Raw genomic sequence first — 20,642 nt, 5'->3', positions numbered from 1 at the left:
GTTCTCAATTTAAAAAAATTTCCGGATCCACCGGTTTTCCGTCATTATTGATTTGAAAGTACAATCCTTTGCTTGCAGAAACCATTCCGATTTTTTCTCGTTCTAAAACTTTCTGTCCTTCAATAACATATATTTCTCTTAAATTTCCGTAAAGAGAATAATATCCTTTTGAGTGTGAGATGATTACATAGTTTTCATACCCATCCATATAATCACATGTTAAGACTTTTCCTTCTTTGGCAGAAACTACAGTTGAGTCCTTCCCTTGTGAAAATAATATACCTTTAAATGGAGAAAAAGAAACCTCTGAAAACTTTTTTTCAATTTTTGCTTTTTTGGAAAGAGGAGAGTGGAATTTTACAATTTTTTTATCTTTATATGGAATCTTTAATATTTCTCCGACTTTTAGAATTTTCAAAATCTTTTTTCCGTTCAATTGTAAAATTTCAGATTCGGTAGTGTGCATTTTTTTTGCAATAGAGTAGATCGTGTCCTTGGACGATACCCTGTAGTTTTTGTATGGCGATATTTCCGAATAAGTATTTTCTGTGAGACATAATACAGAAAAGAATAGAAATATTTTTAGGAAGAATTCATTCATTGTCGTTTCTTTATTTTCGGAAAAATATTATGCAAAATAAAATTTTGATTAGTGAAAATTACTTATTTTAATATGGGTGTGGCGTAGCTGGTTGTTATTTTTTGTCTTTCTGTTGACCTTTTTTTGTTTTTTCTTACGGCTATTTCTTGCAATTAGTTGATATTTATCGTATAGTTCCATATTCTGGAGAGGTAAACTCCTAAATGCAATAACACTGACCTTGGTGAAACTCCAAAGTGTTATCCTAACTTGGCAAAATGATTATGTCCCATTTTGCAATGTCAAGCAACAAAAGAATAAAAAGGGTTCTTGAAATACTTTAAATTGATCAAATTCTCCCAATTCAATCAATTATTATTCTCAGGGCGAATTTGACTTCTTATAGCCTTCTGCCCTTCTTCTTGGGTAACAAGTGTTTCACAAGTTGTTCAGGATAAAATCTAAAGATTTCCACAGCAAAACATTAGAAATCTCTACAATACGATGACATGTAATATTCTCTCGAAACCTTTTTGTCCTATAATTAAACTCATTCCATGAATTTTTCTGGAATATAAACTTGATTAGTTTGTCAAATTTTCCGGGTTATATTATTCTCCTAATAATACCTTTTTTTGATCTCATATACAGTTTCTTAAAATTCTATTTCTTGCCTGCTTGATATAAGAATAGCCCGTAATATCGTTAACTATAGAAATAAAATTTTTATGATTTAGAAAAATTTTTTTTTTCACAGAAAAGTCCAAATTGGCTGATATTAAATTTAATTTTGAAATCCTCAAAAAGTGGAGTTAGTACCACTTGCATTAGCGTAAAAAGTCCTATATTAGTATAAAGCGTGTAATATCTCTATCCTCTATTCTAATTTAGCTATTTTTAGTATTTGCGATTGCTTCCTCTAAATTCAGCTTGCCTTCATAAATTGCCTTGCCTGTGATAATCCCATAGAGAGAAGTTTTTTCTTTTATAGAAGCAAGCTTCAAAATATCTTTTACAGAAGAAATTCCACCAGAAGCAATTAGCTGAAAATGAAAATTTGATAAAATTTCTCGATACGATTCAAAATTAGGACCACTCATTGTGCCGTCTTGAGCAATGTCTGTGTAAATTATTTGAGTCACACCTTGAGAAGCGAGTCTTTTTAAAAGATCATTATAATGAACTCTTGAGTCTTCCTGCCATCCACTAATTTTCACAATACCATCTTTTGCGTCAACACCCACAACAATTTTATCAGGACCAAATAAACGCAGTGCTTCATCAATAAACTCAGGATTCGTGACTGCAGCAGTTCCAATAATAAATCTATTCATCCCAACAGAATCGTAAAATTTTATTTTCTCAATATTGCGAATCCCTCCTCCGATTTCAATTTGTGCGTTAGACACTTTGCGAATTTTTTCAATTGATTGCCGGTTTATATCATTCTCGTTTCTTGCACCATTCAGATCTATTAAATGTATAAGCTCGGCTCCACCTCTCTCAAAAATTCTTACAAGTTCCCAAGGCTCTTTGCTATACACAGTTTTTTGGTTATAGTCCCCTTTAAAAAGTCTGACAGCTTCGTTATTTAATAAATCAATAGCTGGAATAATAATCATGAATTGGCTATCCCTATAAAATTTTGTAATATTTTCAATCCAGTAGTATCAGATTTTTCTGGATGAAATTGAGTTCCAAAAATATTATTCTTCTCGACAACAACCGGAAAACTTTCCTCGTAGTATGAACAAGTTGCTAATACTGAATCTTCTTCTACATTTGTCGGTCTATAAGAATGAATAAAATACATATAGGATCGATCAGCAACCCCATCCAATAAAGAAACTTTCTTTCTTGTAGCGAAATGAATTTTATTCCAGCCCATGTGCGGAACTTTATAAATTTTGCCTTTAAACCGTTTTATATTTCCGTGAATCCAACCAAAACCCGGAACTATATTGTCTTTGATTGTTGACTCTTCCGAATTTTCAAAAAGAATTTGGAATCCGATGCAAATTCCAAAAATCGGTTTTTCGTAATAAACATATTCGTCTAACGCGTCCTTCATCTTCATAGATTTAAGATTCTGCATTGCTTTCTCAAATGCACCATCCCCCGGAAGAATAACACCCTTCGCATTCTTTAACTCCATCGGGTCTGTGACAAGTTTAAAATCCTTTGTAAATAGTGAAATTGCTTTTAGACAAGAATGAATATTTCCCATTCCAAAGTCTATCACAGCAATCATTCGATCATTCCTTTTGTCGATGGAATTTCCTTTGAAATTGGATCAAATTCTATTGCTTGGCGTAAAGATTTCCCCAACGCTTTAAATATTCCTTCGTGGATATGATGCCTATTTTCTCCGTAGTGAACCAGCACGTGTAGATTCATTTTTGCGTTTAATGCAAATTTTTGCAAAAACTCTAAAGTCAATTCAGCGTCATAGATTCCAAACTTCCCGTCCAATTTAGGTCCTGTGTATTTAAAAAAATATCTGCCTCCAAAATCTACAGCGACTGTGACAAGAACTTCATCCATTGGTAAGGTAAAATGTCCGTATCGTCTGATCCCTGCCTTGTCTCCGAGTTGTGTGTGTACCATACTTCCAAATAATATCGCTACATCTTCTACACTATGATGGCAGTCAATTCCTATATCTCCACGCAGAAAAAGATCTACATCGAGCATCCCATACTTTACAACATGGGAAAGAGCGTGCTCAAAAAATGGAATTTCTGTATCGAACTTATAGATTCCCTTTCCTCTTAGATCCAATGAAAGTCGGATATCGGTTTCAGACGTTTTTCTTTCCTTTGTTTGCATTTCCCTGTTATCCACAATTTTTATCATATATCATCGAGTAGCTTTTATAAATGGCGTACCTGCAAAAAGTCGTTTTTTGAAAAAGAATTGTTCAATAAGCCAATAAAAGTGCCATTTTCTAGCGTTGTAAAAAGCCCTGGAAGGGGTTTTTGCAGTAGCGTCATAAATGGTGCTCTTCAAAAAATCAATCTTCAAATCTTACAATGCAAAAATTTAACTAAAATCGCCATTTGTTATCAATAAAAAAATATTTAAAAATTTTTACCGTGAGTTTCATAAATTTCTGAAAATGACAAACCTTATTGAATTATCCAAATTTTTCTTCTTGAATATTTTAATATTTTTCCCTGATTAGAAATCAAGTGATAAATAGCTTATCTTCAAAAAAGTACTTTTTTAAAGATTCAGATCTCAACCAATAATACGATCCCCCAAAGATTCTAAGGCAAAAGCAATTACTGGGTCACCGATTAGTTTTGCTGCATTTAATGCTCCCTTAGCGGATGCTGGAGAAAATTTATTTGTTTCGTTATAGTAGTGGTGCCCTGCATTGATGTACGCCCGATACGCATCAAAAGCCTTTTTTTTAGAAATTAACGCATCCCCTGCATTCAACCAAAATTTGCCTGCATCTTTTTCTTCGGCTTCTCGGATAATTGCCTCCAACTCAGGTCTTCCGTGCCCTCTGTCTGATTCAGATATATACGCACAAGCCTCAAGCCTTACACTATTTTCTGAAAGCATCTGAGAATTCTTACCTTTGGAAATATCTATTTCAAAAAATTTTTTATTTTTTTCGGCAAGATTAAAAATTGAATTGTTGAAATATATTTCTGAGGTGGCAATTCTCCAGGCTGTGTCAAATGCCTCTTCACCAAAATTTTTTTGCGCAAGAAAAAGTAACTCCCATGCAGGTGTCACAAAGGGATAATTTTTTAAGTATGCCTTCCAGTTTTTTATTGAGTTTTCATCTTCAACAAAAACTTTTTTATAAACATTCAAGAACTCAAGAAACCAAGTTTTTCCTTCTGCCAGATTATAAAGAGACAACTTTGAAACAATTGGCTCTTTTTCTTTTACATTTTCTAAAAATTCAATAATACCTTTTGCTAATGTATCATCTCCCAATATATTTGCGAGTATAAGAATCTCCTTTTTGGATTCCAAGATTTCTATTTTATCGCTATGAATTGAATCAATTGATTGAATCGCAGAAACTACCGCCGAAGCAGGAAATGAAGATAGTTTAGAAGATACAATTTTTGCTCCATCTCCAAATATAGAGAATCGTAAAACCGGCCACTCCTCCGATGATTTTCCAAGAATTGGAGTCAAACCCAATGAATCGCCTGTAGAAGTTCCGGCTATAGGCAAAAATCCAAAAGATCCAAAGTTATTAATAGGCTCTTCAAAATCTCCAGTATAAAATTCATAAATTCTTAAATCGTGTAAAATATCTCTGTCATCAAATGCAGCGAGTAGAGACTGAAAAATACTTTCCGGTTTGTTAAAATCAATCATATCTATAGCCCTTTTCAATCTTCTTGTATTTTCAGTAAACTCAAATCATTTTTATTGAGTAAAATTGTATATTTTTTAGACTTAGATTTAGTCGTATTTGAATTTTCTTCACTAACAATTGCTTGCACTTGAATCGAATCTTCATTCAATACTACAGTCCAGTTATTAGAAAATAGTAAAAACGCACTACTCTCTTTCTTTTGTTTTCTATAACTATCAATAGATGCAAGAATTTTTGCTCTGAGCTCGACTCCTGTGAAATTTTTATATATCGAAAATTTTTCTGCTAACTCTTTTTTTTTCAGAAAATATATTTTCTCCACAACTCTATCACTACTAAAAATTCCTTTAAATCTCGGATAACCGTAATAAATATTTGATTCATCTTCGTGTAAAATTATCCAGCTTCCGACAAGTGCCTTTCTCAGTTTATTTTTCATCCTTCTTTGAAAAAATTCATTCACATCAGATTGAACAATATTTCCAGAGCCTATATTATCTTGAATCTCACTCACCAATACTTCCGAGCTACTATGGCAACATAGGAAAAATACAATAGTGAAAAAAAATATCTTTAACATTCCAAGACTTCTCATCCAACCATCTCCTTTACTACTAATTAGATATTTTCCAAAGCAACCAGTCAGTTTTTTTGACTGGTAGAGTCGATGCGCAAAACGCACATTTCAAAGAATCATCTTCAGGGAGAATCCCGCCACACGAAGGACAAGAATGCTCAGAAATCCCGAATGGACTTTTTGTTGTTTTACTTATTATGAGATTTATAATTGCCTTTCTATTTACCGAAGGCTCATTTTTCTTGCCGGATGCACTCCATAGAACTTCAACTCTTGAATCAAAATATTTTTCGTAATTAGTGACTTTTACAAGTTCAACAGAGCCAACCACAGGCTCAGATAAATATATCTTTTGTGAAACATCCAGCGTCTCAAGATATTTGGATGTCGCATCACGTATCAAAGCCATTTTATTTCCTGTGCTAATTGCCTCTATCCATCTCCAAAAAATCGCAGATGCCCTATCTTCTATCTTTTGCTTAGAAAGAAAAGGAAGGTTCCTCTCTATTTCTGTAAGCCCATCAATATCCTTTTTATTTTTATATCTGCCCCACTCGTCCGATTGAGTGATTTCAGAAAGAACCCAATCGTATTCAGAAGAATTATAAATTGTACTGCAATAAATACATTTATTGGATTCAGAAAGATTTTCGGCACGACTCCCACAATTAGGACAAAATCCATTTTGAATTCCTTGTTTAGTCTTTACTTTAGAACTTCTGATAAAACTCCAATATTCTTGATAAGTTTGAATTGAGCATTTGGAAATTGCATTTTTTCTTTCTTCCAACGACATAGAAGTAGGGAGATTCTTGTCTTTTGCAGAGCCTGAAATTATTACATGGATTGTATTTATAAACTCATCAAATTCAAAAGAATCAACAGAAGCCTCAACAGAAATATCGCTCATAACATTGATGAGTCCCTCATTTTTTAATAGATTCAATTGCACTCTAAATCTATTGTATATGCCTGATGATACAAGATTACGTGATCTATTCATATTCCCGGAAAGCCAATCTTCTGTAAGTATCGTATTTGTGGTAATAACTCTATTTAGAAAATCATCAATCGAAAATTCTGTATCTCCGAAATATTTTTGAATTTCAATTTCTTGTTTTTGATTTTTTTCTTGTTGTTTTTGCAATTTGTTTATTTTGATAATAGATTTCGCTCTTTTCACCATATACCAAGACAAGCCAAACACAAACACTATAAATAGAGAAGGGTAAACTATAAACCCATAAAAATTGTGTAGATGTTTGAAATTCAAAAATGCAATAAAAAACACAGAGGGCGAAGATATCTTAGAGCTTCCGCCTAACTTCAAATCTAAAACTATAGAATCGTGTCTCTTTAATCTTGGGATTTTTGCACTTAAAGTATTTTGAGATATTTTAAATGGAATGGAACGATTTTTTGAATTCTGTATATACGATGATTTTGTGGTTTTGTTGATTACCACAATCCTTGAATCTGCAAATTCGATTGTCCATTCTTTTGGAATTTCAACCAGAATGTCTATCTCTTCTTGATGCACATCCTCCGGTGACGGAATTTCCCAAAGAATTTTCTTCATCCCTTTCTCTTGTTTTGTGCTACCAAACACTTTGTAATGAATGTCAATTGCGTGAGTAAGTTTTAACTCCGGGTAGTAAGACCAGAAGACTTTGGTGTTTTTTTGAGCGTAAGTAATACGAAAATTGTCAGATAAATAAAAATCGTAGTAATACAGAGAATGCGTTTTATCTTCTTTTTGAAATTGTAAACTATCTACAAAATAGTTTGTTTCAAAACTTCCCCAAAAATTTGGATGCAAAATATGAAATGTGAATTGATCTTGAATTATTGCAGAGGTATCCTTATTGTATTTTATATTCATCTTTCTTTGAGAAATATAATCTCCTGAAGCAACTACTTGAAGTGGAATAAGGCTTTCGTCTAACGCATCTTCGGAAACAGACAGTACGATTTCTGGGATCTTTTCGTTTTTTAATTTCCCCGGTGTTTTGGGTGAAATATATCCTCGAATGAGGCTACCTTCTTTTTTGTGTTGAACCAGAAATAAATTATCAATAATGGAATAAGAAAAATCTTCTGAAGGCAATTGAATAGAAAAGTCACTACTTGAAAATTCTGAATAATCCATTGTATTGATAGGCAGTAAACTCCATCTATAGTCAATCCTTTTGGGGTAATTTTCTTTTTCGTTCAACTCATCTTTGCTTTGAAAATTCTCATCTCCCGATTTATACGCTTCGTATTCAAAGGAGATTTTTCTCGTATTATGCGGGGTGTTGTAAGAATACACAAACGAAGGTCTATAATACAGTCCTGTAAATTCGCGATCTACTTTTTCTCTATTTAAAATTTCTTCACTCGATTGAATACCCAAATAAGCAACGAAAGAGGAATCAGGTTTCAACTCCCATTTGATTGGGAAAAAATGTCGCAAAGTTTGTGTGCTCAAAGCCCGGATAGATTGACTAATCTCCAAAGTTTCTTTCACTTTAAGTCCTGTATCTTCTTTTAAAGTTACATTCAATGAATAGTGATTCAATCTTTGTGAGAAATTTGTTGGAGAAAGTATTTCTTTAAATTTTTTGGTTTGTTCACCCTGCTTTTGATAATAATCTGAATAATTGTAATTAGAATTAGAATTTCTATTCTTATTTGAATTATTATAGCTATCGGATCTGGAGTAGCTGTTACTGGAAGATGACTTAGAGCTCGATGATTTATACGTTTGTCCCCCACCGGGTCTGGCTTTCAGATTATTCCACCCTTGCAAATAAAAGACAATACTCAGATAGATAAAAGATAGAAAAATACGGTTCCCCATGGAAACAAATTCTCACTTTTTAGAAAAAAAGTAAACTCGAATCTTTCTATTTGATCTTCATTAGAATAAATTTATTTCCAATTTCAGGGGATTGATCGATATAGAAATGATTACACAAACTTCGTAAAAGTAATATTCCAAGCCCATCTTCTCTATAATCGTTCATATCGGCAGACTTCATTTTTTCTAAATTTGCTTTAATTCCAAAGTCTCGAATCCGAATCTCTATCTTCTCTCTGAATAATTTGATTTCTATAAAGATTGGTTTGTCTAAGCGATTCAAATAGGAGTGCTTGATAACATTGATCAAAGCCTCACCGGTAATTAATTTTATATCGAACGCATCATGTAAGGTGAAGCCATTCTCCCTTGCCAGATTATATACAAAATTTCTGGCAAGGGAAACGTGCTTTGGATTGGAAGGAATCTGCAATCGAAAAATATTCGAAAAATCAGCCGGCTTTGCATTCTTATTTTCTTTCAATTAATAAAAAGTTACCCTCTCGGATGAAATTTCTTATGCACTTCCTTTAGAGTTTTGTTTGCCATATGAGTATAAATCTGGGTTGTAGAAATATCTATATGACCGAGAAGTTCCTGAACAGAGCGAAGGTCTGCATGGTTTTCCAAAAGATGAGTCGCAAAAGAATGCCTAAGGGTATGAGGCGTTACTTTTTTCTTAATCCCTGTTCTTGCTATATACAAATTCAACAATCTCCAAACAGATTTCCTGTTTATAAAAGATCCTTTCTTGGATACAAATAAAAATTCACTCGTCCTCCCCTTTAAAATAGCTGGACGACTTTTGCTAAGATAAGAATTTAGAATTTTCAAAGACTGCTCTCCAAATGGGACGAGCCTTTGCCTTCCACCTTTTCCTTCAACGGTGACATACATCTGAGCAATATCTACATCACTCATTTTTAAATTACAAGCCTCTGAGATTCTAAGCCCGGAAGAATACAAAAGTTCGAAAATACACTTATCTCTTAATTCATGAATATTTTCTTCACTTATTTTGTGAAAAAGCTCCTCAACTTCATTTCGAGAAAGATGATCGGGAATAGCTCTCATTACTTCCGGGGTTTCAATTTTTTCTGTAGGATTAACAGCTACCTGTTTTTCTTCTTTCAAAAATTTATAAAATTGACGAATCGCCACAACTTCCCTTGCCAGAGTTTTTGCAGAGATCTTCCGATCTTTTTCTTCCATCAAAAATTTCATGATGTCATTTGCCTGTACTTCTAAAAGGTCAATATGTCTTTTATCTAGATACGTTTTGAATTTATTTAAATCGTAACCGTAGGAAAAAATGGAGTTATCGCTCAACCCTTTTTCCACGGAAAGGTATTCTTGAAAGTTTTCTAATAATTTTCCCTGAGAAGCGCTCAATTTCTTATCTCTCTTTTATTTCTAATTTAATACAAGATTCGGACGATTTTCTCATTTTGACTCACGATTTTTTTAGTGACTTAGATTGAATTAAAAAAAAAGAATAAGTTAAAATGAAAAAAAATATATTTTTTTTATGTCCAAATATTCAAAAATCTCCGACTATGGTCATTCTAATCACTTTTCTATTTTTACATTGTACAGACGAAAAAATCTTAACAGAAAAAGCATTCGAGAAGGAAAAAATTGGAAAAAAAACCGAAGCCCTCTATGAATATTCCTTAATTTTAAAGAAATACCCAAATTCGCCTTTTGTTCACAAGAGGTTGGGAATTTTATTGGCTGAGACTCCTTTATCGTTCGGAGTCGCGATTTACCACCTAAAAATTGCCAAAAAGACTCTTCTCGAAGACAATGAAATCAAACTGAAATTATTCGACTTATACCTAATTGTTGATGAATGGAAACGGGCGGTTGAAATATTAGACGAATTGAGAGAAACAATCGACGAGGACACCTCTGTATTTTTAGAGAATCTTATTTTATGCCAAAAAGGAGATTTGAAGTCTAAAGAATTTCCGACCAAATTTAAAACTCAAAATTTACCCAAAGACCTATCAAACACTATGAATTCATTTAAACTTTGTAAAGAAAAACTCGGAATCAAGTCTGTTAGTGAAAAATGAAAATCATTTTATTAAAATATTTTCCAATCGTTCTACTCGCTTTTCTATTTAGTGAAATCACTCTGCGGATTATCAAGCCCGCTTCTCTTGAATTGTACAGAATTCAAAAATCCTACCATAAATTAGACCCGGAGTATTTTGTAGATCTGGAGCCTAACATAAAAGTGCGAGTGAAACATTTTATGAACTTTTATGATATTCAGTTTTCTACAAATGAATTGGGGTTTCGGGGAACAGACAAAATTAATAATTCTATGCCTCAAATAGGTTGTATCGGTGATTCTGTGACTATGGGGTTTGGAGTGAATGATGAAGAAACTTTTTGCTATAAGTTGAATAATTTTCAGGATTCTAAAAATCTTGTTTATCAATCTGTAAATTTAGGAACAGATGCTTACGGACCGACTGCAATTTCTCTAAAATTAAAAAAATATCTTCCGCAGTTGAATTTGAAATTACTGTTTTATTTTCCGAGTACTGGAGACGATATAGACGAAAGAGTATTTGAAGAAAGAAAAACAAAGAAACTTTCCCGTTTTCTTTTTACTTCTCAGTTTATTCTTACAAAATATTCCTATCTTGCGCTTGCACTAAAAATCTCTCAAGAACAATTAGTTTACAGAACTTTAGAAAGTTTAGTTTGGCCTGTCCAAAAATTGTCTCGCACAATAAAATGTAAATCAGGCAGATTGCCTACCGACGAATGCAAAGATATATTTCTTTCAAATGGAAAAATAGATATAGTCTCAGAATTTTTAATTTCCAGACCTCCACCTAAAGACGAGCCTCCGATATTTCCAGAAAGCGAATGCACTTCTCGAGTAAAAGAATTTATCATTCCTGAAAAAATGATGAAATCTGTAGAAGAAATAATTACTCAAACCGAAGAGAGAAAAATCAAACTTGTGATGATTCTTGCGCCAATAGATATTGAAACCGCCTATTGCTCTCAAAAAGGTAAGCTACACAGATACTATGAATATTTAACTACTCTAAAAAAAATACTCCGTAAAAAGAAAATTGATTTTATAGACTTAAACGAAAAAACAAATCTAATGATAGACTCGAAAGGCAGAATGAATCCGAGACCATTTTATATCGTAGGCGATGGGCACTATACAAAATCGGGAAATGATTGGATTGCAAAAATTCTATCAGAAAAAGCAAAAGAGGTCTTGAAATAAATGTTATTCAATTCTCTGCACTTTTATGTTTTTGCTCTTATCGTAATCCCTGCATTTTTCTGGTTTGAAAAAAAAGGACAAAAAAGGCTTTTGCTTTGGGCTTCTTTTTATTTTTATGCGTGCCTGAAAATTGCCTTTGTACCGATTCTTTTGATTTCATTTGCTGCAACTTATCTGACTTCTTTTAAAATTGAAAGCTCCATTTCAAAATCAATAAAAAAGTTTTGGCTGCTTTTATCTTTATTGGTGAATCTGGGAATCCTTTGTTTCTTTAAATATACAGATTTTCTAAGATCTATTTCGTATGACGTACGAGCCTTTTTGGGTTCAAATCAAAATCTTACATTTGAGCCGATTGGGTTAATTCTTCCTCTTGGAATTTCATTTTATACATTTCAAGCAATTGCCTATTCGATAGATATCTACAGAGGACAAATCAAACCAGAAAAAAGTTTTTCTGACTTTTCGCTTTTCCTTTTATTTTTTCCTCAATTAGTCGCAGGACCTATTATGAGAGCCTCAGTTTTAATTCCGCAAATCCACACAAAAAAATATTTCTCAAAAGAAAATTTACTTGCGGGACTTCCAATAATCGCACTCGGTATTTTCAAAAAGACTTTAATTGCAGATCCCATATCAGATCTTATAAGCCCGCTCTATTCTAACCCGGGAGAATTTCATTGGTTTTCTCTACTTCTTGCCGATTATCTTTTTTCTATCCAAATATATTGTGACTTTGCAGGCTATTCGGATATCGCTATCGGAACAGGGAAGATTTTAGGCTTTGATATTCCGATAAACTTTCTTAGACCCTTCTTATCAAAATCCGTAACCGAGGTCTGGCAAAGATGGCATATATCGCTATCTTCATGGCTAAGAGATTATGTATATATTCCACTCGGAGGAAATAGAGTTTCAAAGTTTAGAAATTATTTTAATGTTTTTATAACTATGGTAATTGGAGGAATATGGCACGGGGCAGCGTGGACTTTTGTAATCTGGGGCACAATCCACGGAATATTTATCACCATAGAAAAATATATAAACGAAAAAGGATTCGGAAAAATTTTTTCTGCAATCCCAAAACCGATAAAAATCCTGTATTCGTTTCAGGCTTTTGTGATAGGAGCGCATTTTTTCAGATCGACCTCCGTAGAAAATTCCTTCCTTTCAGCAAAAAGAATTTTTTCTATGGAAGGAGGGGTGTCTGTTCTTCCTGAATTGTCTGTACTCATTCCAGTGGCAATCCTCTTTCTTTTGGAATTATCCGAAGAAGAAAGATGGAAGATTTTACCACAAAAACAGTATTCAGAATTACTAAAATATTCTATCGTTGCTATGATTTTTTTGGTTGCAGGAATGATTTATACCGTAACAGTAAGCCCACAGTTCTATTATTTTCAATTTTAATAGTCTAAGTAATAACTTAAATAATTTTTGGAGAATACACATTGGAAAAAATCGTAATCATCGGAAGTGGGCCTGCCGGGCATACCGCAGCAATTTATACCGCAAGAGCCAATTTAAAACCGGTTCTATTTGAAGGCTTTATGGCAGGAGGGATCGCTGCTGGTGGACAACTAACAACTACCACCGAAGTGGAAAATTTTCCCGGATTTCCAGAAGGAATTGACGGAACTAAATTGACCCAATTGTTTCGACAACAATCTGAAAAATATGGAACTACTATTAAAACAGAAACCGTAACTAAAGTAGATTTTAACTCTCATCCATTTAAAATTTACACAGATGAAGGAGTAACTGAAGCGAAAGCTGTAATCATTGCGACAGGAGCAACTGCCAAGAGAATGAATATAAAAGGTGAGCATGACTTTTGGCAAAGAGGAATTTCTGCCTGCGCTGTTTGCGATGGTGCACTTCCAATTTATAGAAATAAAGACCTTGCAGTAATTGGTGGTGGAGACTCTGCTATCGAAGAGGCTACCCACTTGACTAAGTTTGGAAAAAAAGTTTATCTTGTGCATAGAAGAGACAAACTTAGAGCAAGTCAAATCATGCAAAAAAAAGCACTCACAAATCCTAAAATCGAAATTATCTGGAATTCTGCCGCAGAAGAAGCTATCGGAGACAAAGAAGGCTTAAAAGAAATTATTCTAAACGATACAGTATCGGGGAAAAAAAGAAATTTATCTGTAGGTGGACTCTTTTATGCAATCGGTCATAAACCCAATACAGAAATTTTTCAAAATATCATAGAGTTGGACGAAGCCGGCTACATCAAAACAAAACTCGGAACTACTCAAACAAATATTGCTGGAGTATTTGCCGCAGGAGACGTTCAAGACAAGATTTACAGACAAGCAATAACAGCAGCAGGCTCAGGCTGTATGGCAGCTCTGGAAGCAGAAAGATGGTTAGAAGAAAAAGAAATGGCTTAAGCTCTCCTAAGCATCTGCCCAATCGTTTTTTCTTGAGTTAAATAACGCTTTTTCAAATAAGAAATAGCGTTATTTATAAACTTTGGAACAGGCTTACCTGCATCCAATAAATCCAATTTTAATTGGGTTAATTCATCAATTGTCAGTAGAGCAAGATTTTTCTGATTTTGATACTCTTCTAATTCATCTTCTGAAATAAACATTAGTCTTTATAATCTCTGGCTATCTTAATTCCTCTTTCTTCGTTTACAAAAATATTGATTAGTAAAGAAAGAACAAAAAATACCGCAATCGCAAGAAAAGCATCCCTTAAACTAAAAATCATCTGTAACCATGCAATAGCAAAAAGTCCAAACGCAGATGCAATTTTCCCCGACAACCCCCATAAGCCAAAAAATTCTCCAGACTTGCTTTCAGGTGAAAGAACTCCAACTAAGGCACGACTTGCAGATTGAGTCGCTCCTAGACCAAGACCTGCAATTGCGGACAAACCTACAAATACCCATTGTGTAGTAAATTTTGCACCCAAAACAAAATTCAATCCATTTGTAAGATTCGCAACCTGATTGATCAATAAAACTCCCACAATCCAAACAATTAAAGTTATATTAAAAGTTTTTTTAGCACCAATTTTATCTTGAATAAACCCAAATATCACAGCTCCAAGTGCTGCATTGACTTGTATCATTAAAAACATCGCAGTTTTGTGAATGTTTTCAATTTTAATTTCCTGATCTCCATAAATAAAAGCAAAACTAACTACAATCCCAAGGGCTGCCATTGAAAAAAATAAAGAAATCAAATAGATCGCCATATCTTTAAATTTATTTATATCTCTAAGAGTATCTATCAGTCTGGAAAATCCGATTTTTAAATAAGTAACTCCTTTGGGCTTTTGATTGCTGTCCGCATATTCTTTTAAAAAAATAAATGTAGGGATACCGGCAATGAGAAAGAAAGCAGCAGTGTATGGCCCCACAAGTCTTAGTTTTTCAAAATTTTCAGGAATTACTTCACCTAATGTAGAAACTAAAATTACACTCGCTATCCCTCCGAAATATCCAACTCCCCAAGCATAACCGGAAATCTTTCCTAACTCTTCTTTCGGTCCAAGAAAAGGTAAAAAGCTGGAAGCAAAATTTTCCCCCGATGCAAAAAAGAAATTTGAAATTACAATCAGCATAAACGCCAAAGCCACCATTCCCGGTTGAACTATAAACCAAAGGGATGCAGTAGATATAATACAAAAAACATAACTAAGGAAAAGAAAGGTTTTCTTTCTCGCAGAAAAATCGGTAATGGCTCCAAAAATCGGTCCGGTAAATACTACAAGAAGATAAGATATGGCAAGTGCAATTCCCCAAAGAGCATTCCCTTCCTGATAAGGATTTTTTGGATCGGTACCTGTAGGTACAATTAATTGACTAAAAATAATTCCATAAGTTACGCTGATTATAACCGTAGTGTATGAAGAATTTGCAAAATCAAACATACACCATCCAAATAATTCCTTTTTAGATACTTTCCCCTGTTCTTTCATGTTCCCTCAATTTGTTAGATTTTCTTATACAAGAATCATTTTAATATTTTTCAAGTAGAAAAATTTTTCTATTTAGCTTTATTCTTTGCGAATATGCCCTATAGGCATTACTCCCTTGGTGGTCTTTGTTTGTTCCTCGTTGCTCTTCTATTTCTTTGCTCTTTTTTAGCCTTTTCGACACATCTTATGTCGTATCAGCCTATTGTAGCGGATAGTTTTTCTCTTTGAGAGATAGGCTCCTACTGCAATCGAACTGTATGACTTTGGTGGAACTCCAATCATCATAGAACTTGGCAGGAATGATGATTATGTCCCATCCGGCAATGTTTTAACAAAAGAAGAGTAAAAAGAGCCGTTCTTGAAATACCTGAGTAACCATTGAGCAAACTCCACACAGCTCAATCAATCTGCGTTCTCTGGACGAAATTCTTCTTCTGCAAGTTTGCCCTTCTTCCTGATACACCGTCTTAACACAATCCAACTTTTCAAAAGTCCTCCAAAGTAACACATTGCGATACCTCTCCAGCAAATCATAACAAGTAATCTTCTCTCAAAATAGTTTCATATTTCTTGCGCGTAAAACTCATCCATAAATTTTTCTGGAATGAGTAAACTCGATTATAATTCCATCAAAATTTTTTCGGGTTCATAGTATTCTCCTAATATAAAATTTTTCTTTCCTCTATCCCTGATCCCCAGCCACTATCTCCTGCCTCTTGATATAAGGTAAAATAATATCACGATAGAAATAAAATTTTTGTAATTTTAGAAAAAATTTTTTAGTTTTTACAGAAAAAGTTCTGAACCCGTACTAAATGTGAAATTCCTCGAAAAAGATGGAGTTCCCACATTTTTGCGTGAAAGGTGAACAATTGGTATAAAACATGCACTTTACAGAAAAGAGTGGAGATCCCACATTTTAGCACGAAAAGTGCAAAATCTGTATTCAATGTAAAATTTTAAAAACTATCAAAAAATAAAATCTAATTAAAAAAAATCCCAACTTAACCTAATTCAACCCTAAGTCCTCCCAATTGGAGTCCCACCAAATTAGTCAAACAACAAATACTCTTGACTGTATGCCTAATTTTAAAAAAATGGAATAATGAAACGAAATCTTACAATATCAATAATTATTTTATTTGTAGCTTTTTACTCTTGCTCCGAAAACAAAAGCCAGACCAAAGAAAAAAGAATCGAAAAAGTAATGATAACCTATCTTTTAAGTTGCACTGGGGGTTCACTGGAAGCATGCAGAACTGGATGTGGCCCGACTTGCGGGATTCCTGTTGGAAGTGCATTGACTGCAGCAGCCTTACCCTGTGTTACATCGTGTCAATCTACTTGCTCTTCAAACTGCGATTTGACTACAAGTTTAGGCGTAATCATAGCTCAAGATTAAGTTTTTCACACATCCCTAATACTATTTTAAAATAATACCAAATGGATCCTGTTCTTTTGCTTTATTAAGAAATCTCTTTGATTCAGAATAATTTTTTCTTTCTAATTGGATTTGATACATTCTCTGTAAACAAAGCGGGTTATACGAATTGAATTGAATACACTTTTGATAATTTTTTTCTGATTTTTGAAGAAGCTCTAAATCAGTTTTATTCTCATTTTTTTTGATATTTGTAAAATAAGTAAAATACATTTCTCCTAAAAATTGATGCCTTCTATCGTCATAAAAATCTAACAAAACCTTTGATTCAGCATTTTCTATTTTTGAAATAATATCTTTAGAGTGAACGATTGATGTATTAAAATAAAGATTTGCAAAAGAGTCTGACTTTATCGTATTCTTGAAAAGGCTTTTTTGAAATTGAAAAATAATCAAGTTATAGCTTACAAGCAAAAATAAAAAGAACATAAATACAGAAAATAATATAAAAACTTTGCTTATAATTTTTTGTATTGATAGAGACAACGATTTTCTCTTTATATCAACAGATATAAATGCAAGAAATATCATTATTGCCAAAAAACTACCTGTATCGGCTAACGTATATTCAAATACCCCCTGAACGCAAAGCGAAAAAAAACATAAAGTAGCAATTTTATGCTCAATGGTTTTATTTTTAAAGAAAAAATAAACGATTATTATGAAAAGCATAAGAGCACACAATAACCCAAACAAACCAAAATTAAAAAAAATCTGGATTATTAAGTTATGTGCATGTAAATTAGCTCCAAATTCCTTTAAAAAAGAAATATATTCAACCAAACTTTCCTGAGAAATACCTGACGTTGGAAGAAAACCATTGATAAATAGATTTTCCGGTCCAAAACCCCAGAATAATCCAAACTGAAAAATTCGATTTAGAAACAGTTTCCAGATTGCAAATCGAATCACAACTGCTTTAATTTCCAATAATTGAGGATTTTGATTTAAATAAAAAACTATGCTAAATGCAGCAAAAAGAAAAAGAATAGATAAAAGAATAAAAAAAATTTTCTTGTTGAAAGTGTATTTCTGAAAATGATTTTTACTGAAAAAAAATAATACTAAGCTGGAACTAATAAATATAGCAAGCATCGAAGAACGCGAAGTCGTAAAATTTAAGACAAAAAATGTAGCCAATACAAAAAATAAGTATAAAAATTTATATTTTAATTCTTTTTCGTTTAGAAATTGAAACAATAAAAGTGGAAATAGAATGGCAATTATTCCCCCGATAGAATTCACATTGAATCCACCTAGTTGATTGCCCTTTCCTGTTTCTGAGGATTGGGATACTACCAGAACAAAAACAAAAAAGACAAACATTGCAAGTAAAAAGAAATTTAGTAAATATTGCAGCACATATTTTATTTCTATCGTTTCATGAACGACACGAAGAATAAAATATACATACAAACCGGTAAAAACATGAGCTAAACCAAAAAAATTATTATTTAGATTTTCTGATTGAAAGGTTGAAATTAAAACGATTAATGCAAATACACTTATAACAGAATCAAAGATATTCCATTTCCAAAAATTCTGCTCTTCCTCTTCTTGAACAATAACACTTCCATAGATCGAATATAGCAAAAGAGGAATTTCACGTAAAGTATGCCCCAAAAGAAACCAAGATAAAAAAATTTGCGAGCACGCAATTACAGTAAAAACAAAGATCAGTTTATTTGAAAATTTATTTTGAACAAAAGCATACAGCGCATAACAAAGTGTTAATAGATAAACTCCTTTCAAATATAGCTTAAGCCTTGGTATTTGAGAATCTCCAAGATAAATCATCCCAAAATAAAAAGAAAAAACAAGGAAAAGTAAAGAAATAATGATAAAAAGAAAATGTGCTAAGCCTTGGATCTTTTCTCGATTCAGATAAAGCACAATCAACGAAGGAGTTATACAAAAAAACAATAGCTCTTTTTTCAGTGCAGGATTTTCTTCTTGAAAAAAAAGAATTAGAGACAAGTAAGATAAAACCACAACTCCAAATAGAAACTTAATTATTTTCATTGCCCGTTCTTTCTTGTTTTTCTATACCTAAGTACAATTTTACTATAAATAGAAAAAACACACAATTGGCAAATAATTTAATATAGTTTAGGAATGAAAATCCTTTAATTCTAGTTTCCGGGTATAGAAAAAGAGGAGGCAAAGCAAATAGGATGCCAATAAAAATAAAGAATAGCATGTATTTAAACTCTTTTCTTTTTTCCAGTACAAGATATGCAATAGTTACACTGAATGGAAAAACTAAAAATGAAAAATGATGAAACCATGTAAGAGGAGATGTGAGTAGTGCACCTGAAACAAATACTGAATACGTCAAACCACTTGACCAGATATTGTTTAATTTCACAGACCTGTATGCGATCACTGAGCAAATTCCAATTACCATAAAATTAAAAATAAGTGTTAATAATTTAGCTATCCAAGGAGCGTAATAGATTATCTGAGTACCGGATAGAGGATCGGGATAATCAGGAATAAACAATCTATAAAACAGCCCTTTAAAAGATTGGTTCTGACTGTGAGATAATGGCCAATTTAGTATCGGGATCGAATCCTCTTTAAAAAATGGAATAAAAATATTCTGTATAAAAATCTTATGTATCTCAAATCCAAAATAATACAAAGAAGCCAAAAAAAGAAATATAGAAAAAACAATAGTTCCAAAGATAGAATTTTTATTTTTCCCAAATAAAAATTTCATTGTGAGATAGTATGGGCTGAGCTTTATACTTCCACCAAGTGCAATAAAAAATCCTGATACCACCGGAAACCTGACTTCAAACGCAAACGATAAAAACACAAGAAATCCTGTTAATATATTCATCTGTCCATCACGCATATCTGAAACTATCCCATTGTTTAGAGCAAAAAAATTTAAACTCAAACCAAAAATAAGCAATGTATATAAATAGCGTTCATTCACAGAAAATGTGCTTTTATAGAAAGATGAATTTAATATCATAGCCGGAACCAAGAGCGATAAAACTATCAAAATAAAAATTTTCAGTATAACAAAATATTCTTGAGCTTTATACAAATTCAAACCAGAGAAAATACTGATTAATAACGAAAAAGGTGGGGGGTATAAATTAGCCCTGTATTCTGTATAAGGGATTTGATTCTCGTCTGCCGATTCTTTTATTTTCTCCAAACTATAAATATTTTGTTTTTTATTTGCGAGTTTAGCTGCAATAAAAAAAGCCGGGAAGTCTTTTTGTATATGACTCCTTGACTCTTTTATTAAATTTTTTTGCATTAAAAAAAATTGATACAACCCCAAAATAAGGATTATAGATGTAATTACCCAAAATAGGAAATTTTTATTTTGGAGAATTTTCACAATTTTCATTTACTTTTAAGTCTTGAATACGAATGACCATATATTTATTATACGTTATTTTTTATACAAAAACAGAATCTTTTATCATCTTTTAAACCAAATTTATCAAATAAATAATATTTCAAATAATTTCCTCTTTTAAAAACATAAAATTCACTATAGGAATATATAATTTTTTCCTAAATTTACAATAAGAAAACAAATAATTTAAAGTCCCTATTAAAAATATTTTAAAAATTTTGTGTTCAAGTCTTGACAATTTTGGTAATTTGAAATTAAAATGACACAA

The 20,642-nt window shown here is 32.6% G+C and carries 18 protein-coding genes; 5 read left to right on the top strand and 13 right to left on the bottom strand.

Translation table 11 applies throughout. From position 1 onward, the window contains the following. Window positions 1-4 precede the first annotated feature (4 nt). The 9 genes from HS129_14115 to xerD form a co-directional block, all read right to left on the bottom strand. The gene (locus HS129_14115) at window positions 5-601 is read right to left on the bottom strand and encodes a peptidoglycan DD-metalloendopeptidase family protein (GenBank protein MBE7413171.1); all 597 of its coding nucleotides are present in this window, start codon (window positions 599-601) and stop codon (window positions 5-7) included. An 866-nt stretch (window positions 602-1,467) separates the two neighbouring features. Then, a complete protein-coding gene (gene hisA, locus HS129_14110; protein MBE7413170.1) occupies window positions 1,468-2,202 on the bottom strand; it encodes a 1-(5-phosphoribosyl)-5-[(5-phosphoribosylamino)methylideneamino]imidazole-4-carboxamide isomerase in 735 nt (244 codons plus the stop codon). Continuing rightward, window positions 2,199-2,831, bottom strand: a complete 633-nt coding sequence (gene hisH, locus HS129_14105; protein MBE7413169.1) for an imidazole glycerol phosphate synthase subunit HisH — start codon at window positions 2,829-2,831, stop codon at window positions 2,199-2,201. The genes hisA and hisH overlap by 4 nt, the downstream gene beginning before the upstream one ends. After that, window positions 2,828-3,436 (bottom strand): imidazoleglycerol-phosphate dehydratase HisB, encoded by a 609-nt coding sequence (gene hisB, locus HS129_14100; protein ID MBE7413168.1) that lies wholly within the window; start codon window positions 3,434-3,436, stop codon window positions 2,828-2,830. Before hisB ends, hisH begins: the two co-directional genes overlap by 4 nt. Window positions 3,437-3,820: 384 nt before the next feature. Then, on the bottom strand, window positions 3,821-4,930 hold the full coding sequence (locus HS129_14095; protein ID MBE7413167.1) for a hypothetical protein: 1,110 nt from the start codon (window positions 4,928-4,930) through the stop codon (window positions 3,821-3,823). A 14-nt stretch (window positions 4,931-4,944) separates the two neighbouring features. Further along, a complete protein-coding gene (locus HS129_14090; GenBank protein MBE7413166.1) occupies window positions 4,945-5,526 on the bottom strand; it encodes a hypothetical protein in 582 nt (193 codons plus the stop codon). Window positions 5,527-5,545: 19 nt separating this feature from the next. Further along, the gene (locus tag HS129_14085) at window positions 5,546-8,350 is read right to left on the bottom strand and encodes a hypothetical protein (GenBank protein ID MBE7413165.1); all 2,805 of its coding nucleotides are present in this window, start codon (window positions 8,348-8,350) and stop codon (window positions 5,546-5,548) included. A gap of 46 nt (window positions 8,351-8,396) precedes the next feature. Continuing rightward, window positions 8,397-8,834, bottom strand: coding sequence for an ATP-binding protein (locus tag HS129_14080; GenBank protein ID MBE7413164.1), 438 nt, complete (start codon window positions 8,832-8,834; stop codon window positions 8,397-8,399). Between the two features lie 11 nt (window positions 8,835-8,845). Then, window positions 8,846-9,742, bottom strand: a complete 897-nt coding sequence (xerD, locus tag HS129_14075; protein MBE7413163.1) for a site-specific tyrosine recombinase XerD — start codon at window positions 9,740-9,742, stop codon at window positions 8,846-8,848. Between the two features lie 113 nt (window positions 9,743-9,855). Here xerD and HS129_14070 point away from each other — a divergent pair, with 113 nt between their 5' ends. From HS129_14070 to trxB, 4 genes are read left to right on the top strand one after another with little or no spacing between them, the layout of a single operon-like run. After that, a complete protein-coding gene (locus HS129_14070) occupies window positions 9,856-10,428 on the top strand; it encodes a hypothetical protein (GenBank protein ID MBE7413162.1) in 573 nt (190 codons plus the stop codon). Next, complete coding sequence (locus HS129_14065; GenBank protein ID MBE7413161.1) at window positions 10,425-11,612, top strand: hypothetical protein; 1,188 nt, start codon at window positions 10,425-10,427, stop codon at window positions 11,610-11,612. The genes HS129_14070 and HS129_14065 overlap by 4 nt, the downstream gene beginning before the upstream one ends. Next, complete coding sequence (locus tag HS129_14060) at window positions 11,613-13,022, top strand: MBOAT family protein (protein ID MBE7413160.1); 1,410 nt, start codon at window positions 11,613-11,615, stop codon at window positions 13,020-13,022. It abuts the gene before it with no gap. Between the two features lie 41 nt (window positions 13,023-13,063). Further along, complete coding sequence (trxB, locus tag HS129_14055) at window positions 13,064-14,011, top strand: thioredoxin-disulfide reductase (GenBank protein MBE7413159.1); 948 nt, start codon at window positions 13,064-13,066, stop codon at window positions 14,009-14,011. On the opposite strand, the gene HS129_14050 is transcribed toward trxB, so the two are convergent. Both HS129_14050 and HS129_14045 read right to left on the bottom strand, forming a co-directional pair. Continuing rightward, entirely contained in the window at window positions 14,008-14,214 is a 207-nt protein-coding gene (locus HS129_14050; protein MBE7413158.1) for a hypothetical protein, read from the bottom strand. The two genes, trxB and HS129_14050, sit on opposite strands and share 4 nt — an antisense overlap. Beyond that, window positions 14,214-15,551 (bottom strand): MFS transporter, encoded by a 1,338-nt coding sequence (locus HS129_14045; protein MBE7413157.1) that lies wholly within the window; start codon window positions 15,549-15,551, stop codon window positions 14,214-14,216. Before HS129_14045 ends, HS129_14050 begins: the two co-directional genes overlap by 1 nt. 1,105 nt (window positions 15,552-16,656) lie before the next feature. Between HS129_14045 and HS129_14040 the strand changes: the two genes are divergently transcribed. After that, window positions 16,657-16,953 (top strand): hypothetical protein, encoded by a 297-nt coding sequence (locus tag HS129_14040; GenBank protein ID MBE7413156.1) that lies wholly within the window; start codon window positions 16,657-16,659, stop codon window positions 16,951-16,953. Window positions 16,954-16,974: 21 nt separating this feature from the next. On the opposite strand, the gene HS129_14035 is transcribed toward HS129_14040, so the two are convergent. Together HS129_14035 and HS129_14030 are read right to left on the bottom strand one after the other, a co-directional pair. Next, a complete protein-coding gene (locus HS129_14035) occupies window positions 16,975-19,014 on the bottom strand; it encodes an O-antigen ligase family protein (GenBank protein MBE7413155.1) in 2,040 nt (679 codons plus the stop codon). Further along, on the bottom strand, window positions 19,001-20,353 hold the full coding sequence (locus tag HS129_14030; GenBank protein ID MBE7413154.1) for a DUF2029 domain-containing protein: 1,353 nt from the start codon (window positions 20,351-20,353) through the stop codon (window positions 19,001-19,003). The genes HS129_14035 and HS129_14030 overlap by 14 nt, the downstream gene beginning before the upstream one ends. Between the last annotated feature and the right edge of the window lie 289 nt (window positions 20,354-20,642).

Source organism: Leptospiraceae bacterium, from assembly GCA_015075105.1.
Lineage (GTDB): Bacteria > Spirochaetota > Leptospiria > Leptospirales > Leptospiraceae > JABWCC01.
Note: the sequence above shows the minus strand (reverse complement) of the source record. Positions and strands in the feature narration are given on the sequence as shown.

Coding starts and splice junctions, on each gene's coding strand:
- HS129_14115 (MBE7413171.1), bottom strand. CDS start 601: ATGAATGAATTCTTCCTAAAAATATTTCTATTCTTTTCTGTATTATGT.
- hisA (MBE7413170.1), bottom strand. CDS start 2,202: ATGATTATTATTCCAGCTATTGATTTATTAAATAACGAAGCTGTCAGA.
- hisH (MBE7413169.1), bottom strand. CDS start 2,831: ATGATTGCTGTGATAGACTTTGGAATGGGAAATATTCATTCTTGTCTA.
- hisB (MBE7413168.1), bottom strand. CDS start 3,436: ATGATAAAAATTGTGGATAACAGGGAAATGCAAACAAAGGAAAGAAAA.
- HS129_14095 (MBE7413167.1), bottom strand. CDS start 4,930: ATGATTGATTTTAACAAACCGGAAAGTATTTTTCAGTCTCTACTCGCT.
- HS129_14090 (MBE7413166.1), bottom strand. CDS start 5,526: ATGAGAAGTCTTGGAATGTTAAAGATATTTTTTTTCACTATTGTATTT.
- HS129_14085 (MBE7413165.1), bottom strand. CDS start 8,350: ATGGGGAACCGTATTTTTCTATCTTTTATCTATCTGAGTATTGTCTTT.
- HS129_14070 (MBE7413162.1), top strand. CDS start 9,856: ATGAAAAAAAATATATTTTTTTTATGTCCAAATATTCAAAAATCTCCG.
- HS129_14065 (MBE7413161.1), top strand. CDS start 10,425: ATGAAAATCATTTTATTAAAATATTTTCCAATCGTTCTACTCGCTTTT.
- HS129_14060 (MBE7413160.1), top strand. CDS start 11,613: ATGTTATTCAATTCTCTGCACTTTTATGTTTTTGCTCTTATCGTAATC.
- HS129_14050 (MBE7413158.1), bottom strand. CDS start 14,214: ATGTTTATTTCAGAAGATGAATTAGAAGAGTATCAAAATCAGAAAAAT.
- HS129_14045 (MBE7413157.1), bottom strand. CDS start 15,551: ATGAAAGAACAGGGGAAAGTATCTAAAAAGGAATTATTTGGATGGTGT.
- HS129_14040 (MBE7413156.1), top strand. CDS start 16,657: ATGAAACGAAATCTTACAATATCAATAATTATTTTATTTGTAGCTTTT.
- HS129_14035 (MBE7413155.1), bottom strand. CDS start 19,014: ATGAAAATAATTAAGTTTCTATTTGGAGTTGTGGTTTTATCTTACTTG.